A 19040-nucleotide genomic window follows, 5' to 3' on the forward strand; every position below is an offset into this window, starting at 1 on the left:
GCGTGTGCATGGCATCCTCCGAAGTTGGCAGAACGTAAACACTCGTTTACCGAGCAAACGTTGCGCCAGTGCTTGCTGTCGGCCAGTGGCAGACAGCGGCCACAGTGTCGCGAGCTTGTCGTTGTGGATGTCAGAGCCGATGCCGGCGAATTACGGCGAGAGGTTCTCATGCACTTCACCGCTGAAGTGATGAATCCATCCGACGCCGACGCGGTCGCCAGTACTGAAACGAGTGACGGACAAATGCTCGCTTGGTCGATGTACGACGAATCGCTGTATGCCGAACGGGCACTCCGAGCCGAGGCGATGGGCTACATCAACAAACAGCATGTCACCGACACGATCATCGACGCGATTCGCACGGTCCTCTCCGGCGAACTTTTCATCAGCAAAGAACTTTCCGTCAAGATGCTACAGCGAGTGGTCACTGGCAAGGAGTCCGTTGCCGTCTCACCCGTCGAATCACTGTCCGACCGCGAACTCGAAACGTTCCGCATGATCGGCCAGGGTGTGCCAACCAAAGAGATCGCGAAGGAAATGTGTCTGAGTCCCAAGACGATCGAAACCTATCGCGCTCGCATCAAAGAGAAGCTGGAAATCGACGACATCACCTCGCTAGCCAGTGATGCATCCGAGTTCGGCTTCAACGATTTTGTGTCGATGTTCAAGGTCGAATGGTATAACGCTCAACAGTGCGCTTAACCCGGAATCCAATTGCCACCAGTTTTCGCTGGCGGTGAGTTCCCAATGCGTAACCTGCGTGTCGGTGCCCATGAAGTCCTCATTGATGCGATCGACAAGGTCTGCTTCAAGTTTCTTGGTTTCCCCCCGCGGGGATCATCCAAACTCCGAACGGTACGCCTCGAAGACGGCAGGGGTGTTCAACCGTTCGACTGATTCGAGCATGATCGGTTCATCGGAGTCGGTAACGCAAACCGCGACAAACCGTTCGTCGGACTTCGGGCCGAAAACGCCTTCTGCATCCAGTTCGCACATGACTTCCATCGCCGCACGCAGCATTGCGTTGCGTTTGTCCGCAAATTCGACGCTATCGATGTCCTGGATCTGCCCGACGATGTCGTTCACCGCGTCGAACAATCCAAAGTCGTCTTGCTCGCTCCATTCGACGGCACCGTACCGGTAGTAGTTGTACATCCGGTCCGACGGATCGGCACTGATGGCACTGGTACGGTTAGCCACCGCAGAGATACTCGACACTCCATCGTCGGTGTAAACGGCATAACCATAGACGTCGTTAAAAGAATCCTTTAGCTGCTTGTAGTGTGCAGCGATCGCGGTCTTCAGTTCCGCTTTTAGCTTCGCGAGTTGTTCGACCATCTTCAAGTTCTCCTGTTCTGTGTTCGTTAGCTCAGGGCCTTTGCCGGATTATCCGTGTCGCCAGTTCTTGCACGTTCCCGCCGGCGTGTCGGCTAGTATGTACTCTAGCCGGAAATTCTGGTGGATTCGAATCGGATGCATGCGTTCTGCCACCAAAGTCTTAGCGGAACGGCGCGAGCCGTCCGGTGACTCGGGACCGGACGGCTTGCGCCGTACCGCTAAGAAGGGCACTAACACAATCAATGTCCCGAGGCGAAGTGATGTGGCCGTTTGCTGCGCAAACGAAGCCTACGGGAACGCTCGTTCGCGGGGGACGCCGATTGTATTACTGAAGGATTTCAAAAGTAGCGGAACGGCGCGAGCCGTCCGGTGACCTGGGACCGGACGTCTTGCGCCGTACCGCTAGGAAGAGCACTAACACAATCGATGTCCCGAGGCGAAGTGATGTGGCCGTTTGCTGCGCAAACGAAGTCTACGGGAACGCTCGTTCGCGGAGCGAACGGCCACATTATCACTTCACAGCCTTTCCGAGACTTAGAAAGCGGCTAAGGCCTGGGATACTCGGTCTCGGAGAGACCGAGCTACGTGGCGCTGGCCGGCTGGTATATGCAACTGCTTCGCAGCTGCGATGGGTCTCTTTGATTGCGCGTGATCAAGCAACGTGAACGCTCGGTCGAATCTTCATTTGTCACTCAATGTCTCACGCAAACTTCTTCGCGACATTCACCGTCACAGATTGTGTCTGATGTCCTCGGGGATGAGTGAGATCAGATAAACCAGTCCGATGATCAGGACGACGCAAGCGAGCATGAACGCAATCCACCGCACTGAGCGAATGTGACTTTCGTCCTGGAGCTTCATTGGTCCCGCGACACGCACGATCTGCTCGTACTCGGTTGTTAGCAAGCGGGGTTCGGAGCCGGGCATGAGCAGATACAGAATCCTCGCCCCCAGCGCCGTTCCGATCGGAAACAGTGGGAAGCACAGATAGGCCAAAACTTGCAGCGGGACTCGTGACCAGGCCGCGCCTCGGCGCACGCCCCACGCCACCAAGAAACAAACCGCCGTCACGATCCCCGATTGCACGCGAAAGAATATTACCAACCAGGGCACGTTGGCATTGGCCGCTTGAAACGGAACGACAAAAGCGACGAGGGTAATGATCAACGACAAGGCGAGCAACAAGAGCACGCTTCGCTTCAATGCGATCTCTGCCGGAAGATGTTCGCGACGAACGCGACGTGCGCTTTCCGTGGTGAACGAACTGGTTGCCAGCGGAAACCACGTTGCGACGATGCGTTCGACGGACGACCAGTCGGATGCCGTGGGACACCATGATTTTGGCAAGACCACGATCGGCAGTCCGCCAGGTTCTCGGCCGCGTAGGACGATGAACCGGTCGTCGCGTGTCACGGTTTTGAAAACGCTGGCAGCGAAGCGAGTCTCTTGGTCCACCGCGCGTACGAGCACGCCACCGTTATTTATCTCGATGTGAGTATGCTCGCGGTTCGCTTGCTGGCTGCTAAACCGGCGGCGTTGTAGTCGCCACCATATCAGAAAATAAAGAGCGACGAAGGCCACGAATGCGATCGGACCACGCGGCGGAATTGGGCGAAACGCGGAAAGAACGAGGGCGACCAACAGCAAGACGGCGCCGTGGACAACGATCCGCTTCGAAAGCGGAATGATCAGTCGACTGACCTGCGAGTGGTCCTGCCTTGAAAATTGGCCCGACAGATGGATGGTGTCGCTCTTTTCAGTGATTGCCAAGCATCGTTCCTTCGGTAGCACGAGCGGCGCGAAAAGGTCTTTGATCTGGGGGGACAGCTCTCATTCGTTGCCCTTCAGTCTCTGTTGTTCATTCGGCTGAATATTCAGTTCGGCACGCTTGGCCAATGTTGCTCTCCAACTGGGCGATAGCGATGCGACGGCCGCAAGTTGGGCTGCGTCGGTTCGGTTCGCTTTATCGTGGTGCAACAGTCTGTTGGCATTTGCGATCGTCCAGTTTGGTTCGGGACGCTTGATTAGTTTCAGTGGCATGCCGCGTTGCACATATCCCTCGACCAACACGCGGAAGTACCAGCCCGTGCGGCCGGTTTGCTGAACCTGGAGGGCGAGGTCTTGGATGCTCCAGCGCCGCGCGAGCTTCCAGCACGGTTGGCGTGGCTGAGACACCTGGACGGTTGCTTCACCGATCGTCCAATCGTCACCAATGCAAATTTCGTCCTCCGTTAGATCAGCGACGGTAAAATTTTCGCCAAAATCGCCGCCGGTCAAGTCAGGCATGTCGAGTGTTTCCCGCCAATACGGATAGTGGGCAAGCGGATAGACACAAACCGCCTTCGATGGTCCGCCGTGATAATCAAGATCGGCTTGACCGTCGCCTTCCAGGTTAGTGGTGCCTAGCCAAAGCGGTTCCGACACGGCCTCTTTTACGAAACCAGACCGCCACGGTTTACCGGGACTGTTTTCCGGCTCCATTTCTTTGGGCTTCCCGACTTGGATGGAGGCAACTCGAACCATGGTCTGAAGTTTACCAAAACGGGTATGCGAGTGAGCTGAACCGCAGCAATATCAATGCAAGTTGTCTCAAGGCGTTTCACACATCGGAACGATCGGGTTGGCGGAAGACAGCAATGCCGCGATCGTCACTTTTGCAAACGCTTCTTCCGTCGCGGCGTAGGCACGATCCAGTTCCGCGTGCAGCGGACACAGTGCCGTGTGCGATTGCAGATTCAACGGGCAATTGCAGATCCGCGCCATCGGTTCGACTGCGGCGACGACGTTGAGGATGGTGATTGCTTCGGCGGGTCGAGCCAAAAGATATCCACCATGCGTGCCGCAGCGTGACTCCACCAAGCCGGCCGCTGCCAAGTTTTGCATCACTCGGTGTAGATAGCGTCTTGGAATCTGCGTGATGCCGGCCACTTCATCGGCGGGCGAGGGCGTTTTGCCGCAGGCGGCCTGTCCGGCCAAGCAAGTGACCGCTCGCAAAGCGTATTCAGTGGTTTTGGAAAGCATGGTTGGTGTCGGTCTGGGCGGGAATTTTATGCACTGCCCTAATATACACCTTGACGTGTAGGATGCAATGTGTACCTTTTGGTGCAGATAAGAAAGTCGACGCTTTTCACAGCGTTGGAATCCTCCCCGATCAAGACCCCTCAACTGAGTTCCCCGCCCATGCTGAGCGAGAAAACGATTCGAATTGTCAAGGAAATCACGCCCCTGGTGGCTGCCAACGCAGAAACCATCACGCGCCGGTTTTACGAACGCATGTTCGAGGCCAATCCGGAAGTGAAGGTGTTTTTCAACCAAGCACACCAGCACACCGGCGGTCAACAGAAGGCACTCGCCGGGGCGATCTGTGCCTATTTCACGCACATCGACAACCCCGCCGTGCTGATGCCAGCGGTTGAACTGATCGCTCAAAAGCACGTGTCGCTGGGCATCAAAGCGGAGCACTATCCGATCGTCGGCAGCAACCTGCTCGGCGCCATCGGCGACGTGATGGGTGACGCGGCGACACCGGAAATCGTTGAAGCGGTTTCGGAGGCGTACGGATTTCTAGCCGACATCTTCATTGGTCGGGAAGACGCGATTTACGAAGAGCAGGCGTCGGCACCGGGCGGTTGGAACGGCACGCGAACGTTTGTGGTGGCAAAGAAGGTTCCCGAGAGCGACGTCGTGACTTCGTTCTACTTGAAACCTGAAGACGAAGGCCCGCTGCCTCCGTTCAAGCCCGGGCAGTACATCACGGTTCACATTGACCATCCGCACACGCCGACGTCTCCCCGCAACTACAGCCTGTCTGATTGCCCCAGCCAACCACACTACCGGATCAGCGTCAAACGCGAAGAGGCTCTCGCTTCCGACGCCCCGGACGGTTTGATTTCAACTCACTTGCACGACGGCATCGAAGAAGGCCACCGCATCGAACTTGGACCACCGTGTGGCGAGTTCACGATTGATCCGGCGACAGTTGGGAAACCGGTTGTGCTTATCGCTGGCGGTATCGGCGTAACGCCTCTGTTGTCAATGGCCAAATCCATCGTTCACGCCAATCCCAACGCGTCGATCTTCTTCATCCAGGCAGCTCGCAACAGCAAGGTGCAAGCCTTCGCGGATGAGCTTGGCAATCTGGCTGAACTAGGAGCGAACGTCCACACCAAGGTCCTTTACGACGCTCCGTTACCGGGCGATGTCGAAGACGGCAAATGTGACGTCGCGGGCTTTGTCACGACAGACTTGCTCCGCGAATGGACTCCGTTTTCCGACGCAGATTTCTACTTCTGCGGTCCCAAGCCGTTCATGCAAAACATCCATGCTTGTTTGCAGGAACTTGGTGTCGACGAGCACCGAGTCCGCTACGAGTTCTTCGGGCCAAAAGAAGAGTTAACCGTAGCCACGCTTGCCTAGAGCGTGGGAAAGACTTCCTAAATCAATCCATCTCCACACTCCCCTTCCATCCACGCTCTTGGCGAGCGTGGCTACGAGAGAGACCCAATAATGAAACGCCTTTGGCTCGGCTTTGCCGCTGTGATGATCCTTTCCTTTATGGTCCTTGGTTGGATCGGAACGCGCATCTACCAAGAGATGCCGCCGATTCCCGACAAGTATGTCACGTCTGATGGTGTGACACTGATCGACAGCGGAGAAGTCGGCGAGGGCCAGAATGTTTGGCAGTCGCTCGGCGGGATGCAGGTCGGTTCGATCTGGGGTCACGGTAGCTACGTCGCACCGGACTGGACCGCCGATTGGCTGCACCGTGAAGCGATATTCATTCTCGACAAATGGGCGACGGCGGAGTTCTCCAAGCCTTACGAGGATTTGGGGGAAGAATATCAAGGACAACTGGTGGGCCGTTTGTCGAAGTTGATGCACACCAATACGTTTGACGAATCAACTGGCGTGGTGACGATCGACCCGATCCGCGCCGAAGCGTTCGATTCCAACGTTGAACATTACGAGACGGTTTTCATCGATGGCAACGCCGACTACGCGATCCCGGCGAATACGATTTCGAGTAAGGAACGTGTTCGCAAGTTTTCTGCGTTCGTGTTTTGGACTTCATGGGCGGCCTCGACGACCCGTCCGAATGACATTGCCAGCTATACGAACAACTGGCCGCACGAGCCGTTAGTGGGCAACCGTCCGACCGGTGACAACATCGTGTGGACCGGCGTCAGTGTGATCATGTTGCTAGCGGGAATCTCCGGGATGGCATGGTGGTATGCTTCGCGGCGTGAAGAGGAAGAGAAGCCCGAAGGCATCGCCTCACACGATCCGCTCGCACGCTGGCAAGCCACGCCATCGCAAAAGGCAACGGTCAAATACTTTTGGGTTGTCGCCGCATTGATCTTTGCCCAAATGAGTCTTGGCATCGTGACGGCACACTACGGAGTCGAAGGCGAAGGATTCTATGGATTCCCGCTGGCCGAGTATCTGCCTTACAGCGTTTCGCGAACATGGCACGTCCAAATCGGATTGTTCTGGATCGCGACCGCATGGCTCGCCGCTGGGCTGTTCATTGGACCATTGGTCAGCAACCACGAACCGAAGTTTCAACGACTCGGCGTCAACGTGTTGTTCGGCGCCTTGTTGCTAGTCGTTGTCGGTTCGCTGGCTGGCGAATGGCTTAGTGTCAAGCACTTCATGAGCGACACGGTGTCGTTCTACCTCGGCCACCAAGGATACGAGTACGTCGAACTCGGCCGGGTTTGGCAGCTCGGGTTGATGGTCGGATTGCTGTTGTGGTTGGTTTTGATGCTGCGAGTGTTGTGGCCGGCTCTGCGAGGAATGACGTCATCCTCCCTCGGGGAGGAACGCGTGGAACGAACGGGGAGCGCGGGCACGCCACTGAGCGGCAGCCCTTCGCTCGCTACGATCGATTCTTCCGGAGGGAAGGTGAATTTGGTTGAAGCCGATTCTCAGCGTCACCTCGTGATTCTATTGGCCGTCGCTACCGGTGCGATTGCGTTGTTCTATGGAGCCGGTTTGACGTGGGGCCAACATTCGCACCTGACCATGGTCGAGTACTGGCGTTGGTGGGTCGTCCACTTGTGGGTCGAAGGGTTCTTCGAGGTCTTCGCTACCACGGTGATCGCGTTCGTTTTCATGCGGCTGGGATTGGTACGGCCGGGATTGGCTGCTGCGGCTGCCTTGCTGTCGGCGACGATCTTTCTGTCCGGCGGTATCATCGGCACGCTACACCACCTGTATTTTTCCGGCACGCCAACCGTCGCACTCGCCTGGGGCAGTGTGTTCAGTGCACTGGAAGTCGTACCGCTAACGCTGATCGGGTTCGACGCCATGGAGGACCTGCGGCGCAGCAAGGCGTCACCGTGGGTGCAACGCTACAAATGGCCGATCTACTTTTTCGTTTCGGTCGCGTTCTGGAACATGATCGGTGCGGGACTGTTCGGGTTCATGATCAACCCGCCGATCGCGCTGTATTACATGCAAGGCCTGAACACGACGCCGTTGCACGGCCACGCTGCATTGTTTGGCGTGTACGGGATGCTTGGCATCGGACTGATGTTGATGTGCCTGCGGGTGCTGATCCCAGGACGGCCGTGGAAAGACGGCATGTTGGCCTTCGGATTCTGGGGGATGAACGTCGGTTTGATGGCGATGTGCGTGCTGAGCCTATTGCCGGTCGGGTTGTTGCAAACCAAGGCATCGGTCGAGACAGGTTACTGGTTCGCTCGTAGTAGTGAATTCATGCAAACCGATTTGATGCAAACGCTGCGTTGGATGCGGGTGCCCGGCGACACGATTTTCTTCTTCGGAGCGGTCGCATTAGTTTGGTTCGTGTTCGGGCTATGGACTGGGCATTCGTTCTCCAAAAAGACAGACGGCTTCGATCCGCCCGAGCAAGACGGAGCGAACAAGTTCGACGAGCAAACAGAAACGGAGAAACGTGAATCTGTGTTGGCTTAAACAAACGAAAACCAACTCAGCTTTTCGTCGCCTCGATTTTCCACCTTCATGTCAATTTCCTTCCATTCAGAGAGAAGAACCATGCTTACCATTGATCCTGAACAAACCGTTGGCGATTTCGTTCGTCAGAAACCGGCCCGTGCCCGCGTCTTTGAATCGCTCAAGATTGATTACTGTTGCGGTGGCAAGGTCTCGCTCTCTCGGGCTTGCGAGAAACGTGGGATCGCCGTCGACGAAGTGCTCGCAAAGATTGAGCAATCCGACCAAGCGACCGAGCAAACACAGTTGGTCGACGTCGATGCCATGACGCTCACGCAACTTGCCGACCACATCGAAGTGACCCACCACGCTTACCTGCGTGAGGAGCTGCCGCGACTCGATTTCATGACCGAGAAAGTGTCACGAGTTCACGGCGACAAAGACGCTCGATTGTTCAAGATGCGAGAAGCGTTCGTGGCGCTCAAAGCCGAACTCGAACCGCACATGATGAAAGAGGAAAGAATTCTGTTTCCGATCGTGCGTCAGCTGGAGGCTTCTTCGGGGCGTCCTGAATTCCATTGCGGCAGCGTTGCCAATCCGATTCGCCAGATGGAGCACGAGCACGATCAAGCGGGCGACGCACTCGCGATGCTGAATGAATCCACCGACGGTTACACGCCTCCCGAGTGGGCCTGCAATACTTACCGAGCCATGCTCGATTCGTTGGCCAAGCTCGAAGCCGACATGCACCAGCACATCCACAAAGAAAACAACGTGCTGTTTCCAAAAGCCATTCAATTCGAACAAGCAACGTAGTGTCAAAAGTTGGGGCGTAAGCATGTCGCCTGCGTTTACCTGAAACACAATCCGGAAGCTCAGACCACTCTTTATTCCCAAAGGAAATTAACATGTTTCGCTATCTCACACTCATCCAGTTCACTGACCAAGGTGCTCGCAATGTCGACAAATCGGTGCAACGTGCATCTGATTTTGGAAAGTCCGTGAGTGATGCCGGCGGCAAGCTCATCTCACAAGTTTGGACCGTCGGCAAGTACGACGGTTGCGTCGTGTTTGAAACGCCCGACGAATCTACAAGTTCGGCGCTGCTGGTCAAGCTGGCCAAAGACGGGAATGTTCGCACGCAAACGATGCGATGCTACGACAATCAAGAATTCGCTGACATTCTGAAGGTGATTTCATGAGCGATCAATCCACGACCTACGTCGATCTCGCTGCCGAAGTCAAAATCCAAGATGGTGGCACGATCAGCAAGACGCTCTATCAAGACAGCTCCCTCAAAGTCGTTTTGTTTGGGTTCGATGCTGGTCAAGAGTTGTCTGAGCATACCGCGGCTGTCCCGGCAGTCCTGCAATTTCTCGACGGTGACGCGACCGTAACCTTGGGTGATAAGACCGTTGACGCTGCGGCAAGTACTTTCATTCACATGGCCGCGAATTTGTCGCACAGCATCACGGCCAATAAGCCCACCAAAATGCTGTTGCTGCTACTCAAAGGTGCCAAGGCTGATGGTTAAGTTGAGGAAAGGTACTGCCCACGTACACGAGGCGGGGAGACACGGAGTTGAACGACAATGCAGAGCTCTCGTTGCTCTGCACCCCCGCGTCTCCCCGGCTCTGCGCCTAATTCTCATCGTTGCGTTCGCGATCGGCATTGCGGCATCAACAATCGCTGAAGACTGGACCGGTTTTCGCGGCGATGGCAGCGGGATCACCGCGGCGGATCTGCCGACTCAGTGGTCGCCGGAGGAAGGAATTGCGTGGCAATCTGATATCCCGGGCTACGGGCAATCATCGCCCGTTGTATGGAAGACTCACGTCTACGTGACCAGCAGCGAAGGACCGTTCCAGCAGGATTGCCAAGTGCATGCCTTTGAGCTGCAAACAGGCAAGAAGCTATGGACGTCGCACATCGAGGCGACCACGAAGGTTGAGAACTACTTCCGCAACAGCCGCGCCGCTCCGACGTGCTGTGTCGATGCAAACGGAGTGTACTCGTTCTTTGCCAGTGGTGATGTGACGGCGATGTCGCATGACGGTCTGACGCGGTGGACGACTCCGGTCATCAAAACCTACGGCGAAGTTGACAACGAACGTGGTGTTGCCAGTTCACTCGCTCAAACCGATGACCACTTATTTGTATTGGTTGATCATCACGGGCCGTCGTACTTGATCGCGATCAACAAACATGACGGCGAGATTGCCTGGAAGGCTGATCGCGGCACGCGAGTTCCGTCCTGGTCCTCGCCGGTAGTTGCCAAGTTCGGTGGGCGCGACATCGTCATCACCAGTTCCGCCGATACGGTCGACGCTTACGATGCGGCGACCGGCGATTCGCTATGGCAGCATGATGGTTTGCAAGGCAACCATATCCCATCGGCTTCGGTCGTGGGTGACGAGGTCTTTGTTGGATCGACGACGATGTACGGCGGTGCGACGGATGAAGAGGCGACCGCTGGATCAAATTGCTGTATCAAGCTGACCAGCGACGGCGGCAATCCCGGCTACGAAGTTCGCTGGGGTGCCCAGCGTGCGAACTCGTATTACTCAACGCCGCTCGCATTTGCGGGTTACGTTTACTATGTCAACAAAATCGGTGTGTTGTACTGCATCGACCAAGCAACCGGCGAGCAGCGATTTGCTCGGCGAATCGGAAATCCGTGTTGGGCCTCCGCAGTTGGCATCACACGGACCGATGGCGAGCAACTCGTTTACTTTGTGTTAAAGAATGGATTCACGATCATTCTGCGACCTGGGAACGAGTACGACCAAGTTGCTCGCAACCAACTTTACGATACCCGTGCGATGATGGATGCCCGCGAGGCGGCCGAGAAACAACGCAAAGCCAACGCAGTACCGGCGGACCAAGCGTCCCCAAAGACAGGCCCTGAAAAAGTGTTCGCGGGGATGCCTGAAAGCCAACTGCATCAAATGTTTTCGTACGGCGATCCGATGGTTTACGGTGTCGCGGTGGCAAATGACCGTTTGCTCGTTCGCACCGGACAGCACCTTTTTTGTGTCTGTGAGTAAACGGCGGAAAATGACTGTGAACTAATTGCAACCTTTCGGAACTCTAATGGCCATCCATCACGCGAATCCTCTCGAAATCATTCATTTGCAACCGCTCGGATCCAAAATTGGCATCACCAAAACGCACACCTTGTTCAAAACCGACGCGATCGAGGCGATTCGTTTGGTGATGCCTGCCGGCAAAAAGCTCGCCGAACACAAAGCGCCCGGCGAGATCACGGTTCAATGTTTGAAGGGGTGCATCAAGTTTACAGCGAAGGGAGCTGAACACGAGATGAACGCCGGAGACATGCTTTATCTCGAAGTTTCCGAACCTCACGCCGTCGAAGCCGTCACAGACGCATCCGTGTTGTTGACCATTCTCCTGAGCAAAGCGAGCTAGCTATGTCTGAATTACGCACCCCCGCATTACAAACCGCATCTCCCGTCGGACTCTGGGTTGCTCAGTACCCACGGACTGCGGAAGTGTTTGATATGTTGCAGATCGATTACTGCTGTGACGGTCAAAAAACGCTCGAGAACGCGTGCTGGGAAAATGGATTGGAAGTGGTGCGGGTTCACTCGCTATTGAAGTATACCGTCGCCCAGGCGGGCAAAGATGCTCAACCTGATTGGATGCATGCTTCATTGAGTCAGCTTTGTGATCACATCGAACAGAAACACCATGCGTTATTGAAGGATTCGCTTCCGTTGCTAAGCGATTTGATGGCCGAGGTCGTTAATCTGCATGGCGATGACCACGAAGAATTGCGAGAGGTTCAGCAACACTTTATCACGTGGCGTGACGAAATATTAGCTGTCATGGTCGAAGAAGAGCGTTCGTTGTTTCCGGCGATCCGTCGCTTCGAAAATGATCTCGATCGCAGTCAATCACTCATCGACTCGATCCAGAAGATGATCCAACGGATCACGTTTAAACACGCTGATATTGGTGAAGCCCTGAAGAAGGCAAGAAGTGCCGCGAAGCATTTCTCGGCGCCCCAAGATGCTTGCGGAAAGTTCTCGCAGATGTATGGGCTGCTGCGTTGGATCGAAGCCGACGTCCGCCATCATGTCCACAAAGAAGAGTCGATCCTGTTTCCTCGCGTGAAAACCGCGGTCAATAGTTAACGAACTGTCTCAACTGAGGTGGTGACGAATGGTTCGTTGAACAAGCGAGCATAGACTGAACGGAGTCGCTTTTGTTGTTACGACCGGAACAGATGTTCACGAATGGCAAAGCCTGAATCTGACAGAAACGACTATGAAAGGACGCGTCTTTTTGGACGCAAGATGTTGGGCAAGACAACGCGGGTTAGCGAATGAATTGTTCGGCTCATTAGGATGGCGGAGTCGTGTTAGGGTGATTCATCATTCAGCTCGTGGACTGAAGGTCTACTGGACAGGTCAACCAGCCTTGCCGAACGCGTTCTCTGACCTGAAATCTTGGGTTATTCGAGCCGTCCGGTCTCACCCCCAAATTTCAATGCTTACAAGGCCCCAGTGTGTACCAGCACGTGCAAGTCCGGCTGGTATTAATTCACGGGGGTGTTTTTATATTCGAAAAGGCGTTGTACTGTTCATGTCAAACGTCAGAATCTTCCGTCGAGACCGTCTAACCGGCAGGATTTCAGATTGGTTCACGTACCGGGATGGAACATTACCAGTGTGCGACAACGAATCACGCAAAAACCGACCAGCAAGACGTTCTTCGATGGTTGAGCCCGTCCGCGGAGTCCGTCGCATTCTCTATTGGGGGCTAGCCGCCTTTTTTTTCACGCTTGCGATGGTGGGCGTCGTTTTGCCGGGCATTCCGACAACCCCGTTCCTGTTGCTGATGTGTTACTTCTTGCTTCGCGTCTCGCCTGGGTTGCACGCCAAGGCAATGGTTTGGCCGTTCGTCGGTGGTCCACTTCGGGATTGGCAGGAACAAGGCGGTGTTCGCCCCAATGTGAAACGCTTGGCTTATGCGATGGTCACGATTCTGGTCGGATCGACGCTGGTTTTTAGCAGCCTATCGCTGATGCTCAAATCGCTAATTCTAACTGCCGCTATCTACGGCATCTCTGTGGTCGCTCGTTTACCGGTCGCCCGCGGCGAACACGCTGCGTTTGAAGGTGAGATCGGGATTGAACACTCGCAGCAAGAGTGATCCCACCAAGACCGACGGTACGGTGGGAGGCTGCCGAACAATCGTGGAAGCTTGCGAACGATGTTCGGCAATGGCAGAGCGTGCGATCGAGCACACTGTCCGCATATGACCGCTTGTTTGACGGTTCGTTGGTGAGCACTAACCGTTTCTTTTTTGGGGTTTGGACGATGATCTTGTGGCAATGTTGCAACGTGTCTGCCAAAACCGTCGCCTCCCACGCCACTGGCACAGCGAATGCAAGTCTTGGTTTCGGCCTCAGACGTGTGAGAACTTGATTTCCACGACAATCTCCCCGCCACGAGCTAGGAAACCAATATGAGATTGCATTCAATACTTTTTGCCATCTTGCTGATCTCGCTTACGCAACATCCGGTACATGCGGATGAACACCAGTCCGCCGCAAAGACTCAACAAGTCGTCGTTCACCTTTCGCATTTCACGGACGATCTTCATCGTTGTTTCATGGCGTTGAAGATGGCGAATCTGATGCAGGAACACGGTGCGAAAGTAACCATTTTTTTGGACCTTGAGGGTGTCCGCTTGGCCGAACGTCGGCAGTTGCTCGACTTAACGTGGGGGCCAGACTCACCATCGCTTGCTGAACACTATCAGAACTTCACTGAAGGCGGCGGTAAGGTGGTTGTTTGTCCCCATTGCGCCAAGTCGGCTCGCATGGGCGACGGAGGGCTTAAACGCAACGCTGAAATCGCGACGATGCCATCGCTCGGGAAATTGCTCATCGACGCCGACAAAGTCATGGACTATTAGAACATGCCGTCGCTATCGCGATCAAGAAACGAAGCAATACTAAAACTAAGAATGCTTACACGGCCATGCGATGCTCAACCAACTCGATCATCTCCTCGAAGAAGTCCATGAACTTGAACGAGCCATCTCGGAAAAAGTTCAGCAAACGAAGAAGGAGCTGACGTATGAAATTGCCCACGGGCGTGCGGTTTTTGGCGAAGATGTGCGTCGCCGTCACAGGGCAATGGCCAAGCGAGTTTGGCGGACCATTCGTGAGTCTTCGTTTTTGACGATCGCGACTGCGCCGGTTATCTATTCACTGCTAATTCCGATTTCGCTGCTGGACCTACTTGTTAGCCTTTATCAGTGGATTTGCTTTCCGGTTTACCAGATTCCCCATCTTTCACGCAAGGAATACGTCGTCGTCGATAGGCAATCGTTGGCATATTTGAACGTGATCGAGAAGGTCAACTGTGTGTATTGCGGCAATTGCAATGGCGTGTTGGCCTTGGCACGCGAGGTCGCTTCAAGGACCGAGCAGTACTGGTGCCCCATCAAACACGCCCGACGCGCCAAAGGTTGTCACATCCGCACGTGCTTGTTCTGCGAGTTTGGTGACGCGGAAGGGTACGCTGAAAACTTGCAGGGGCTGCGGAAACAGTTCCAGGATTTGGAGAAAACTCAGCAGAACTACGACTGACGGTCGCAGGAATTTGGTTTGCCGATTGTCGTGGATCGCTCCGCCGATCCAACGTGGAATTGCTGGGGACGTTGTTTTTTTAGCCATTTTTGGCGGAACGGTGCAAGTCGCCGGGGCCGTACGATGGACGTCCATCCTACGTTTACATCTGTAATGCTTCAGTAACAATATCAATGTCTCGAGCTATCCACGACACTAATGAATCACCCCGTTGCTAAATTACTCAAACCTGTAGGGAAAGATGAGATGACCGGACAAAATAAGCTTGTGGCGGAATTGATTCGTGGGCTCAAACACGAACGAGACGAACTCAAGCTGCAAGCACACCTAGCGTCAATGGAAATTCGCGAGGAGCTGAACAGGCTTGGCGACAAGGTCGATGAACTCGATCACCAGTACGAGCCACTCAAGGACGCGGTCCAAACCTCAGCAGACGATGTCTTGGATTCACTAAAATTGGTCGCCTACGAAATCCGTGATGGCTTGAAGCGGATTCGTGAAGTGATGTGACTATGGATTAACGCGGCGAGCCAGGAAGCAAAGTGAACCGGAAAACGGGGCGTCATGCGGCAAGTGGCGTTGTCGAGCTAGTAAGTTATCTCACCTGAAATTTTGGGGTACTCGAATCGGATCGCTCGCATTCAATACCATCTTTTTTCTCGCTAACCGGGTGGTTTTTATAGCGGAGCGGCGCGAACCACCCGGTCTCACCACCATTTTTAATGCTGAAAAAGCCCTAGCAGGACAACCCCACTTTTCACGTAGTTCGGTCTCTCGGGACGTTGATTGTTTTGGTGCTTTTTTTAGCGGAACGGCGCAAGCCGTCCGGTCCCGAGTCACCGGACGGCTCGCGCCGTTCCGCTACTTTTGAAATGCCGCAGTAATGAAATCGACGTCTCGAGAGACTCTGCTACGTGGACGTCGAAAACTCCTGTACGTCTGCCAGAAAATGGGGCTGTCCGGCTCAGCATCGCATCCGCACGGTTGAAGCGTGGACTGCGCCTGTTTGTGCAATTGCTGTGGTCCCAAGCAACTGTTTCCATTGTTTGTCGTTGGGTCTAGCAACGTCGCTTACACGGAACGAATGCGGAATTGTCTCGACACTCAAACTGGCATCGTGATTGCGATGAAGTAGTTTTGGAAAATTCGATCAAAACACCGCGCATATTCAAACGATGACCCAATGCGTCTAACGATTGCTCATGATCTTGGCCATTGCTGCGTCTGTCGACGGTTGTTGGTTTCGGTGGCTTGGTCAGGGGCTTTGCTGCTCGGAGGAATCTGGCTCTATCCGTTCTTCGCCACCGCGATGGGGATCTTCGTAGGAGCCCTTTCCGGTTCGATTGTCCAGATCGCTTTGCTGGTTCTCATCACCGTCCTACCCATGCAAGGACTCTCCGGAGCCATGACGCCAATCGAATGCCAACCTGAATGGTTCAATCCGATCACGATGTTCTTTCCATACCAGCATTTCGTCAGTTTTTCGCAGTCAAGCATTTGCCGAAGGCCCGCTATCAATGATGTTTGGCAAGTCGAACCTGGAGTTGCGTCCGTGGCTTTCGCACGCCGTCGCTATTGCGTCTAAGGATTGATAGCGATAGTTGTGTGGTCTTGTGCCTGCACGTCTTGGCAATGATTTTGCAATCCAGACTAACGCCGAAATAGTTCATGAAATTTTGTCCAATTGTTCCTGCCTGCTTAAACATTTTGGGAGCCGAACTCGTTCCAATTGTTCGCTGCGAAAATTGGCATTGCTATTACGAGCGTTGGACAACAGGCGAGCCTGACGGCGTGATATGATCTTTCACCGTCGCAACCAGCTTTAACGATTTGGAAGAAGAAGACTCATGACAGGCGAGACCAACCTCCAAATGTTGCTGAAAAACATGCAGCCTGTGCTCCAAGGCGTCGAGTTCGTTTTTTGTACGATGGAACCGGCGACTGCCTCTGGTCTTCACGTTTCCCCCATTGGGCAATTTTTTGAACTCGAGGGGGTAACTCTAATTCTCGCAAAGGCGGAAGCAGAGGCAAATGGAATCGACTTCTCGTACGTCTGCCGGATGATTACCCTCAAGGTTCACTCCAGTCTCGAGGCGGTTGGTTTTCTTGCTGCCGTGACGGCCAGACTGGCACAGAGCCGAATCAGCGTGAATGTTGTCTCGGCCTATTATCATGATCACCTCTTTGTACCGACGGGAAGTGCCGACGAAGCGATGAAAGTTTTGGAAGACCTAGCCCGCCGAACGTCGTAACAGCTTCCCCGAGAGAGTGTCCGCGAATTTTCGGGATCAATCATCGATGCCGTGTTGTTCCGTCTTGCGATACTGCTCTCGATTGCGAACGCTGGGGTGACTTTCAACTTGTTCGCGTCTTCGGGCTACACGAATACGGTAAGGTGTTCGCGTTCAAACGCACGCAGCGCTAAGCAGATTGGGGATTGTGCTGTCCATGTGGTATGACGGTGAGTTACCAGCATGGGAGATCATTTCTCTTTCCGATTCTTCCTGGGCTTGATCTCTCGCAATTGCCAGACGGGGCCTTCGTCGATTGCGTCACGGTGGAGTTGGACCATCACGCCGCGAAGTCCTGCCAGCCGTTCGGGCTGTGATTCGGCTAGATCGTGTTGCTGCGCGAGATCAGTTTTGACGTTGTATAGTTCGAATGAAACTAGTTTGGCACTTTTGATCTTGGGCATGTCCTCTGCGCCAGCGGCATGTGTTTTCTCACGCGACTCGTCGTCAGAGTGACCGATCAGTACGTAGTCACCAAGTCGCATCGAAGCGGCAGGACTGGTGCGATAGAAGAATGTGAGAATGGGGGCCGTGCGTGTGAACGATTTGCCTTCCAGCAACGGTCGGAGGCTCACGCCGTCGATCTTCTTTGGTGGCAACTCCGCTCCCACAATATCACAGAGCGTTGGCAGCAGGTCGATTCCGCCCACGGGGCCGTGATGTTCCGAGCCGGGCGTGATCTTTCCTGGCCAACGCATGATCGCTGGCACTCGTACGCCACCTTCCCACGTAAAACTCTTTCGGCCTCGCAGCCCGACACAGGACTTGTCGGAGGTGGGGCCGTTATCCGATGCTAGGAAGACGATCGTGTTGTCACTCACGCCAAGGTCGTCGAGCGTTTTGAGAATGCTCCCCACGGCGGAATCGGTGTACTCCGTTATCGCTTTGTATGTCGCGCGATTATTATCATTTCCTCTTTCTGCGTACTTTTCCTTGAGGTTTGTCGGCGCATCATGAGGTGAGTGTGTTTCGCTGAATGCAACGTACGCAAAGAACGGTCGATCCTGAGTCCTCATCCATCCGTTCGCTTCATCGGCAACCACTTGCGCTGCCCAGCCATCGGTCTTCGGTACCGGTGTGCCGTTACGAATCAGGCTTCTCGGATTCCGTTTGACCAAGTTGTTGTCACATGCAAACCAGTAATCAAAACCTTGGTCCGCGGGGCCCGGTTGCTGGCTGTTTAGCGAGCTCAAGTGCCATTTTCCAAAAACTCCTGTCGCATAGCCTTGCGTTTTCAACACCTCAGCGATTGTGACTTCGGAATTTGGTAAATGCATCACCGAATCGGGAGCCAGATAACTGTACATGCCGACGCGAAAAGGGAATCGCCCGGTCAGCAACCCGGTCCGTGATGGAGAGCAATTCGGAGCCGGAGCGTAGTACTCGGTAAATCGCATCCCTTCGCTGGCCAGCTTGTCGACATTCGGTGTATCGACGTCGCCACCGAAGCAGCCGAAATCGGTCCAGCCGGTATCGTCGAAGTAGATAACGACGACGTTGGGTAGGGGCTGTGCATGAACGGAGGTTTGAGACGTGACGATGCCAAGCAGAGCTAGGAAGCCTGAAACGAATCGGTGCATGTATTTGGCCTAGATGGAAAGCTAGTGATTGTGCTTTTGTTCTACTGAAGTTGCGGCCCACGGAATGGCGAAAGCAGCTACTCATATTCGCTAGCGCGTGCCGGACTCTCATTGTATCTGTTCCGCAGCCTGCGCAGGGATGTCACCATCGTTATGACCGACGAGGGCACTGACCACATGCGCCGATCCGAACGATACTCAGTGAGGAAGATTGAGATCGAGGCGTGTGCTTTGACTGGCGTTTGCCTAACCGGAACTTGGAGGGATCAAACTTGAGTGCTCCGTCCA

Annotated in this window: 20 protein-coding genes; 15 read left to right on the forward strand and 5 right to left on the reverse strand. The window is 54.6% G+C overall.

Annotation, left to right across the window (positions count from 1 at the left end; genetic code table 11):
- The first annotated feature begins 168 nt into the window (after window positions 1–168).
- On the forward strand, window positions 169–702 hold the full coding sequence (locus NB063_RS02450; protein ID WP_250927142.1) for a LuxR C-terminal-related transcriptional regulator: 534 nt from the start codon (window positions 169–171) through the stop codon (window positions 700–702).
- 135 nt (window positions 703–837) lie between these two features.
- Here the strand turns inward: NB063_RS02450 and NB063_RS02455 are convergent, their stop codons facing one another.
- The 4 genes from NB063_RS02455 to NB063_RS02470 all read right to left on the reverse strand — a co-directional run bounded on the left by NB063_RS02455 (window position 838) and on the right by NB063_RS02470 (window position 4359).
- A complete protein-coding gene (locus tag NB063_RS02455) occupies window positions 838–1338 on the reverse strand; it encodes a DUF4303 domain-containing protein (RefSeq protein ID WP_250927143.1) in 501 nt (166 codons plus the stop codon).
- Window positions 1339–2067: 729 nt separating this feature from the next.
- A complete protein-coding gene (locus NB063_RS02460; protein ID WP_250927144.1) occupies window positions 2068–3108 on the reverse strand; it encodes a hypothetical protein in 1041 nt (346 codons plus the stop codon).
- Between the two features lie 60 nt (window positions 3109–3168).
- Window positions 3169–3861 carry an MOSC domain-containing protein gene (locus NB063_RS02465; protein WP_250927145.1) on the reverse strand — a complete coding sequence of 231 codons (693 nt, stop codon included), beginning with the start codon at window positions 3859–3861 and terminating at the stop codon, window positions 3169–3171.
- A gap of 66 nt (window positions 3862–3927) precedes the next feature.
- Complete coding sequence (locus tag NB063_RS02470) at window positions 3928–4359, reverse strand: Rrf2 family transcriptional regulator (RefSeq protein ID WP_250927146.1); 432 nt, start codon at window positions 4357–4359, stop codon at window positions 3928–3930.
- Between the two features lie 159 nt (window positions 4360–4518).
- Here NB063_RS02470 and hmpA point away from each other — a divergent pair, with 159 nt between their 5' ends.
- The 14 genes from hmpA (at window position 4519) to NB063_RS02540 (ending at window position 17133) form a co-directional block, all read left to right on the forward strand.
- Entirely contained in the window at window positions 4519–5754 is a 1236-nt protein-coding gene (gene hmpA / locus NB063_RS02475; RefSeq protein ID WP_250927147.1) for an NO-inducible flavohemoprotein, read from the forward strand.
- A 90-nt stretch (window positions 5755–5844) separates the two neighbouring features.
- A complete protein-coding gene (locus NB063_RS02480; protein WP_250927148.1) occupies window positions 5845–8277 on the forward strand; it encodes a nitric-oxide reductase large subunit in 2433 nt (810 codons plus the stop codon).
- Window positions 8278–8358: 81 nt separating this feature from the next.
- Complete coding sequence (ric, locus tag NB063_RS02485) at window positions 8359–9072, forward strand: iron-sulfur cluster repair di-iron protein (protein WP_250927149.1); 714 nt, start codon at window positions 8359–8361, stop codon at window positions 9070–9072.
- A gap of 92 nt (window positions 9073–9164) precedes the next feature.
- Window positions 9165–9458, forward strand: a complete 294-nt coding sequence (locus NB063_RS02490; protein ID WP_250927150.1) for a GYD domain-containing protein — start codon at window positions 9165–9167, stop codon at window positions 9456–9458.
- On the forward strand, window positions 9455–9790 hold the full coding sequence (locus NB063_RS02495) for a cupin domain-containing protein (protein WP_250927151.1): 336 nt from the start codon (window positions 9455–9457) through the stop codon (window positions 9788–9790). The genes NB063_RS02490 and NB063_RS02495 overlap by 4 nt, the downstream gene beginning before the upstream one ends.
- Window positions 9783–11303, forward strand: coding sequence for a PQQ-binding-like beta-propeller repeat protein (locus NB063_RS02500; protein WP_250927152.1), 1521 nt, complete (start codon window positions 9783–9785; stop codon window positions 11301–11303). Before NB063_RS02495 ends, NB063_RS02500 begins: the two co-directional genes overlap by 8 nt.
- 46 nt (window positions 11304–11349) lie before the next feature.
- A complete protein-coding gene (locus NB063_RS02505) occupies window positions 11350–11685 on the forward strand; it encodes a cupin domain-containing protein (RefSeq protein WP_250927153.1) in 336 nt (111 codons plus the stop codon).
- A gap of 2 nt (window positions 11686–11687) precedes the next feature.
- Complete coding sequence (locus NB063_RS02510; protein ID WP_250927154.1) at window positions 11688–12413, forward strand: DUF542 domain-containing protein; 726 nt, start codon at window positions 11688–11690, stop codon at window positions 12411–12413.
- Window positions 12414–12996: 583 nt separating this feature from the next.
- Window positions 12997–13434: a YbaN family protein gene (locus tag NB063_RS02515; RefSeq protein ID WP_250927155.1), complete on the forward strand. Its 438-nt coding sequence runs from the start codon at window positions 12997–12999 to the stop codon at window positions 13432–13434.
- 315 nt (window positions 13435–13749) lie between these two features.
- The gene (locus NB063_RS02520) at window positions 13750–14202 is read left to right on the forward strand and encodes a DsrE family protein (protein ID WP_250927156.1); all 453 of its coding nucleotides are present in this window, start codon (window positions 13750–13752) and stop codon (window positions 14200–14202) included.
- 70 nt (window positions 14203–14272) lie between these two features.
- Window positions 14273–14881: a hypothetical protein gene (locus NB063_RS02525; RefSeq protein WP_250927157.1), complete on the forward strand. Its 609-nt coding sequence runs from the start codon at window positions 14273–14275 to the stop codon at window positions 14879–14881.
- A 246-nt stretch (window positions 14882–15127) separates the two neighbouring features.
- Window positions 15128–15391: a hypothetical protein gene (locus NB063_RS02530; protein WP_250927158.1), complete on the forward strand. Its 264-nt coding sequence runs from the start codon at window positions 15128–15130 to the stop codon at window positions 15389–15391.
- A gap of 673 nt (window positions 15392–16064) precedes the next feature.
- On the forward strand, window positions 16065–16466 hold the full coding sequence (locus tag NB063_RS02535; protein WP_250927159.1) for an ABC transporter permease: 402 nt from the start codon (window positions 16065–16067) through the stop codon (window positions 16464–16466).
- A gap of 262 nt (window positions 16467–16728) precedes the next feature.
- Complete coding sequence (locus NB063_RS02540; RefSeq protein ID WP_250927160.1) at window positions 16729–17133, forward strand: ACT domain-containing protein; 405 nt, start codon at window positions 16729–16731, stop codon at window positions 17131–17133.
- A 230-nt stretch (window positions 17134–17363) separates the two neighbouring features.
- Here NB063_RS02540 and NB063_RS02545 read toward each other — a convergent pair whose 3' ends face one another.
- Window positions 17364–18752, reverse strand: coding sequence for a sulfatase-like hydrolase/transferase (locus NB063_RS02545; protein ID WP_250927161.1), 1389 nt, complete (start codon window positions 18750–18752; stop codon window positions 17364–17366).
- Window positions 18753–19040: the final 288 nt, after the last annotated feature.

The sequence above is a fragment of the Aporhodopirellula aestuarii genome (assembly GCF_023701485.1).
GTDB lineage: Bacteria > Planctomycetota > Planctomycetia > Pirellulales > Pirellulaceae > Rhodopirellula > Rhodopirellula aestuarii.

Excerpts from the sequence above, each read along its gene's own strand:
- NB063_RS02450 (WP_250927142.1), top strand. The coding sequence starts at position 169 with ATGCACTTCACCGCTGAAGTGATGAATCCATCCGACGCCGACGCGGTC.
- NB063_RS02455 (WP_250927143.1), bottom strand. The coding sequence starts at position 1,338 with ATGGTCGAACAACTCGCGAAGCTAAAAGCGGAACTGAAGACCGCGATC.
- NB063_RS02465 (WP_250927145.1), bottom strand. The coding sequence starts at position 3,861 with ATGGTTCGAGTTGCCTCCATCCAAGTCGGGAAGCCCAAAGAAATGGAG.
- NB063_RS02470 (WP_250927146.1), bottom strand. The coding sequence starts at position 4,359 with ATGCTTTCCAAAACCACTGAATACGCTTTGCGAGCGGTCACTTGCTTG.
- hmpA (WP_250927147.1), top strand. The coding sequence starts at position 4,519 with ATGCTGAGCGAGAAAACGATTCGAATTGTCAAGGAAATCACGCCCCTG.
- NB063_RS02480 (WP_250927148.1), top strand. The coding sequence starts at position 5,845 with ATGAAACGCCTTTGGCTCGGCTTTGCCGCTGTGATGATCCTTTCCTTT.
- ric (WP_250927149.1), top strand. The coding sequence starts at position 8,359 with ATGCTTACCATTGATCCTGAACAAACCGTTGGCGATTTCGTTCGTCAG.
- NB063_RS02490 (WP_250927150.1), top strand. The coding sequence starts at position 9,165 with ATGTTTCGCTATCTCACACTCATCCAGTTCACTGACCAAGGTGCTCGC.
- NB063_RS02495 (WP_250927151.1), top strand. The coding sequence starts at position 9,455 with ATGAGCGATCAATCCACGACCTACGTCGATCTCGCTGCCGAAGTCAAA.
- NB063_RS02500 (WP_250927152.1), top strand. The coding sequence starts at position 9,783 with ATGGTTAAGTTGAGGAAAGGTACTGCCCACGTACACGAGGCGGGGAGA.
- NB063_RS02505 (WP_250927153.1), top strand. The coding sequence starts at position 11,350 with ATGGCCATCCATCACGCGAATCCTCTCGAAATCATTCATTTGCAACCG.
- NB063_RS02510 (WP_250927154.1), top strand. The coding sequence starts at position 11,688 with ATGTCTGAATTACGCACCCCCGCATTACAAACCGCATCTCCCGTCGGA.
- NB063_RS02515 (WP_250927155.1), top strand. The coding sequence starts at position 12,997 with ATGGTTGAGCCCGTCCGCGGAGTCCGTCGCATTCTCTATTGGGGGCTA.
- NB063_RS02520 (WP_250927156.1), top strand. The coding sequence starts at position 13,750 with ATGAGATTGCATTCAATACTTTTTGCCATCTTGCTGATCTCGCTTACG.
- NB063_RS02525 (WP_250927157.1), top strand. The coding sequence starts at position 14,273 with ATGCTCAACCAACTCGATCATCTCCTCGAAGAAGTCCATGAACTTGAA.
- NB063_RS02530 (WP_250927158.1), top strand. The coding sequence starts at position 15,128 with ATGACCGGACAAAATAAGCTTGTGGCGGAATTGATTCGTGGGCTCAAA.
- NB063_RS02535 (WP_250927159.1), top strand. The coding sequence starts at position 16,065 with ATGCGTCTAACGATTGCTCATGATCTTGGCCATTGCTGCGTCTGTCGA.
- NB063_RS02540 (WP_250927160.1), top strand. The coding sequence starts at position 16,729 with ATGACAGGCGAGACCAACCTCCAAATGTTGCTGAAAAACATGCAGCCT.
- NB063_RS02545 (WP_250927161.1), bottom strand. The coding sequence starts at position 18,752 with ATGCACCGATTCGTTTCAGGCTTCCTAGCTCTGCTTGGCATCGTCACG.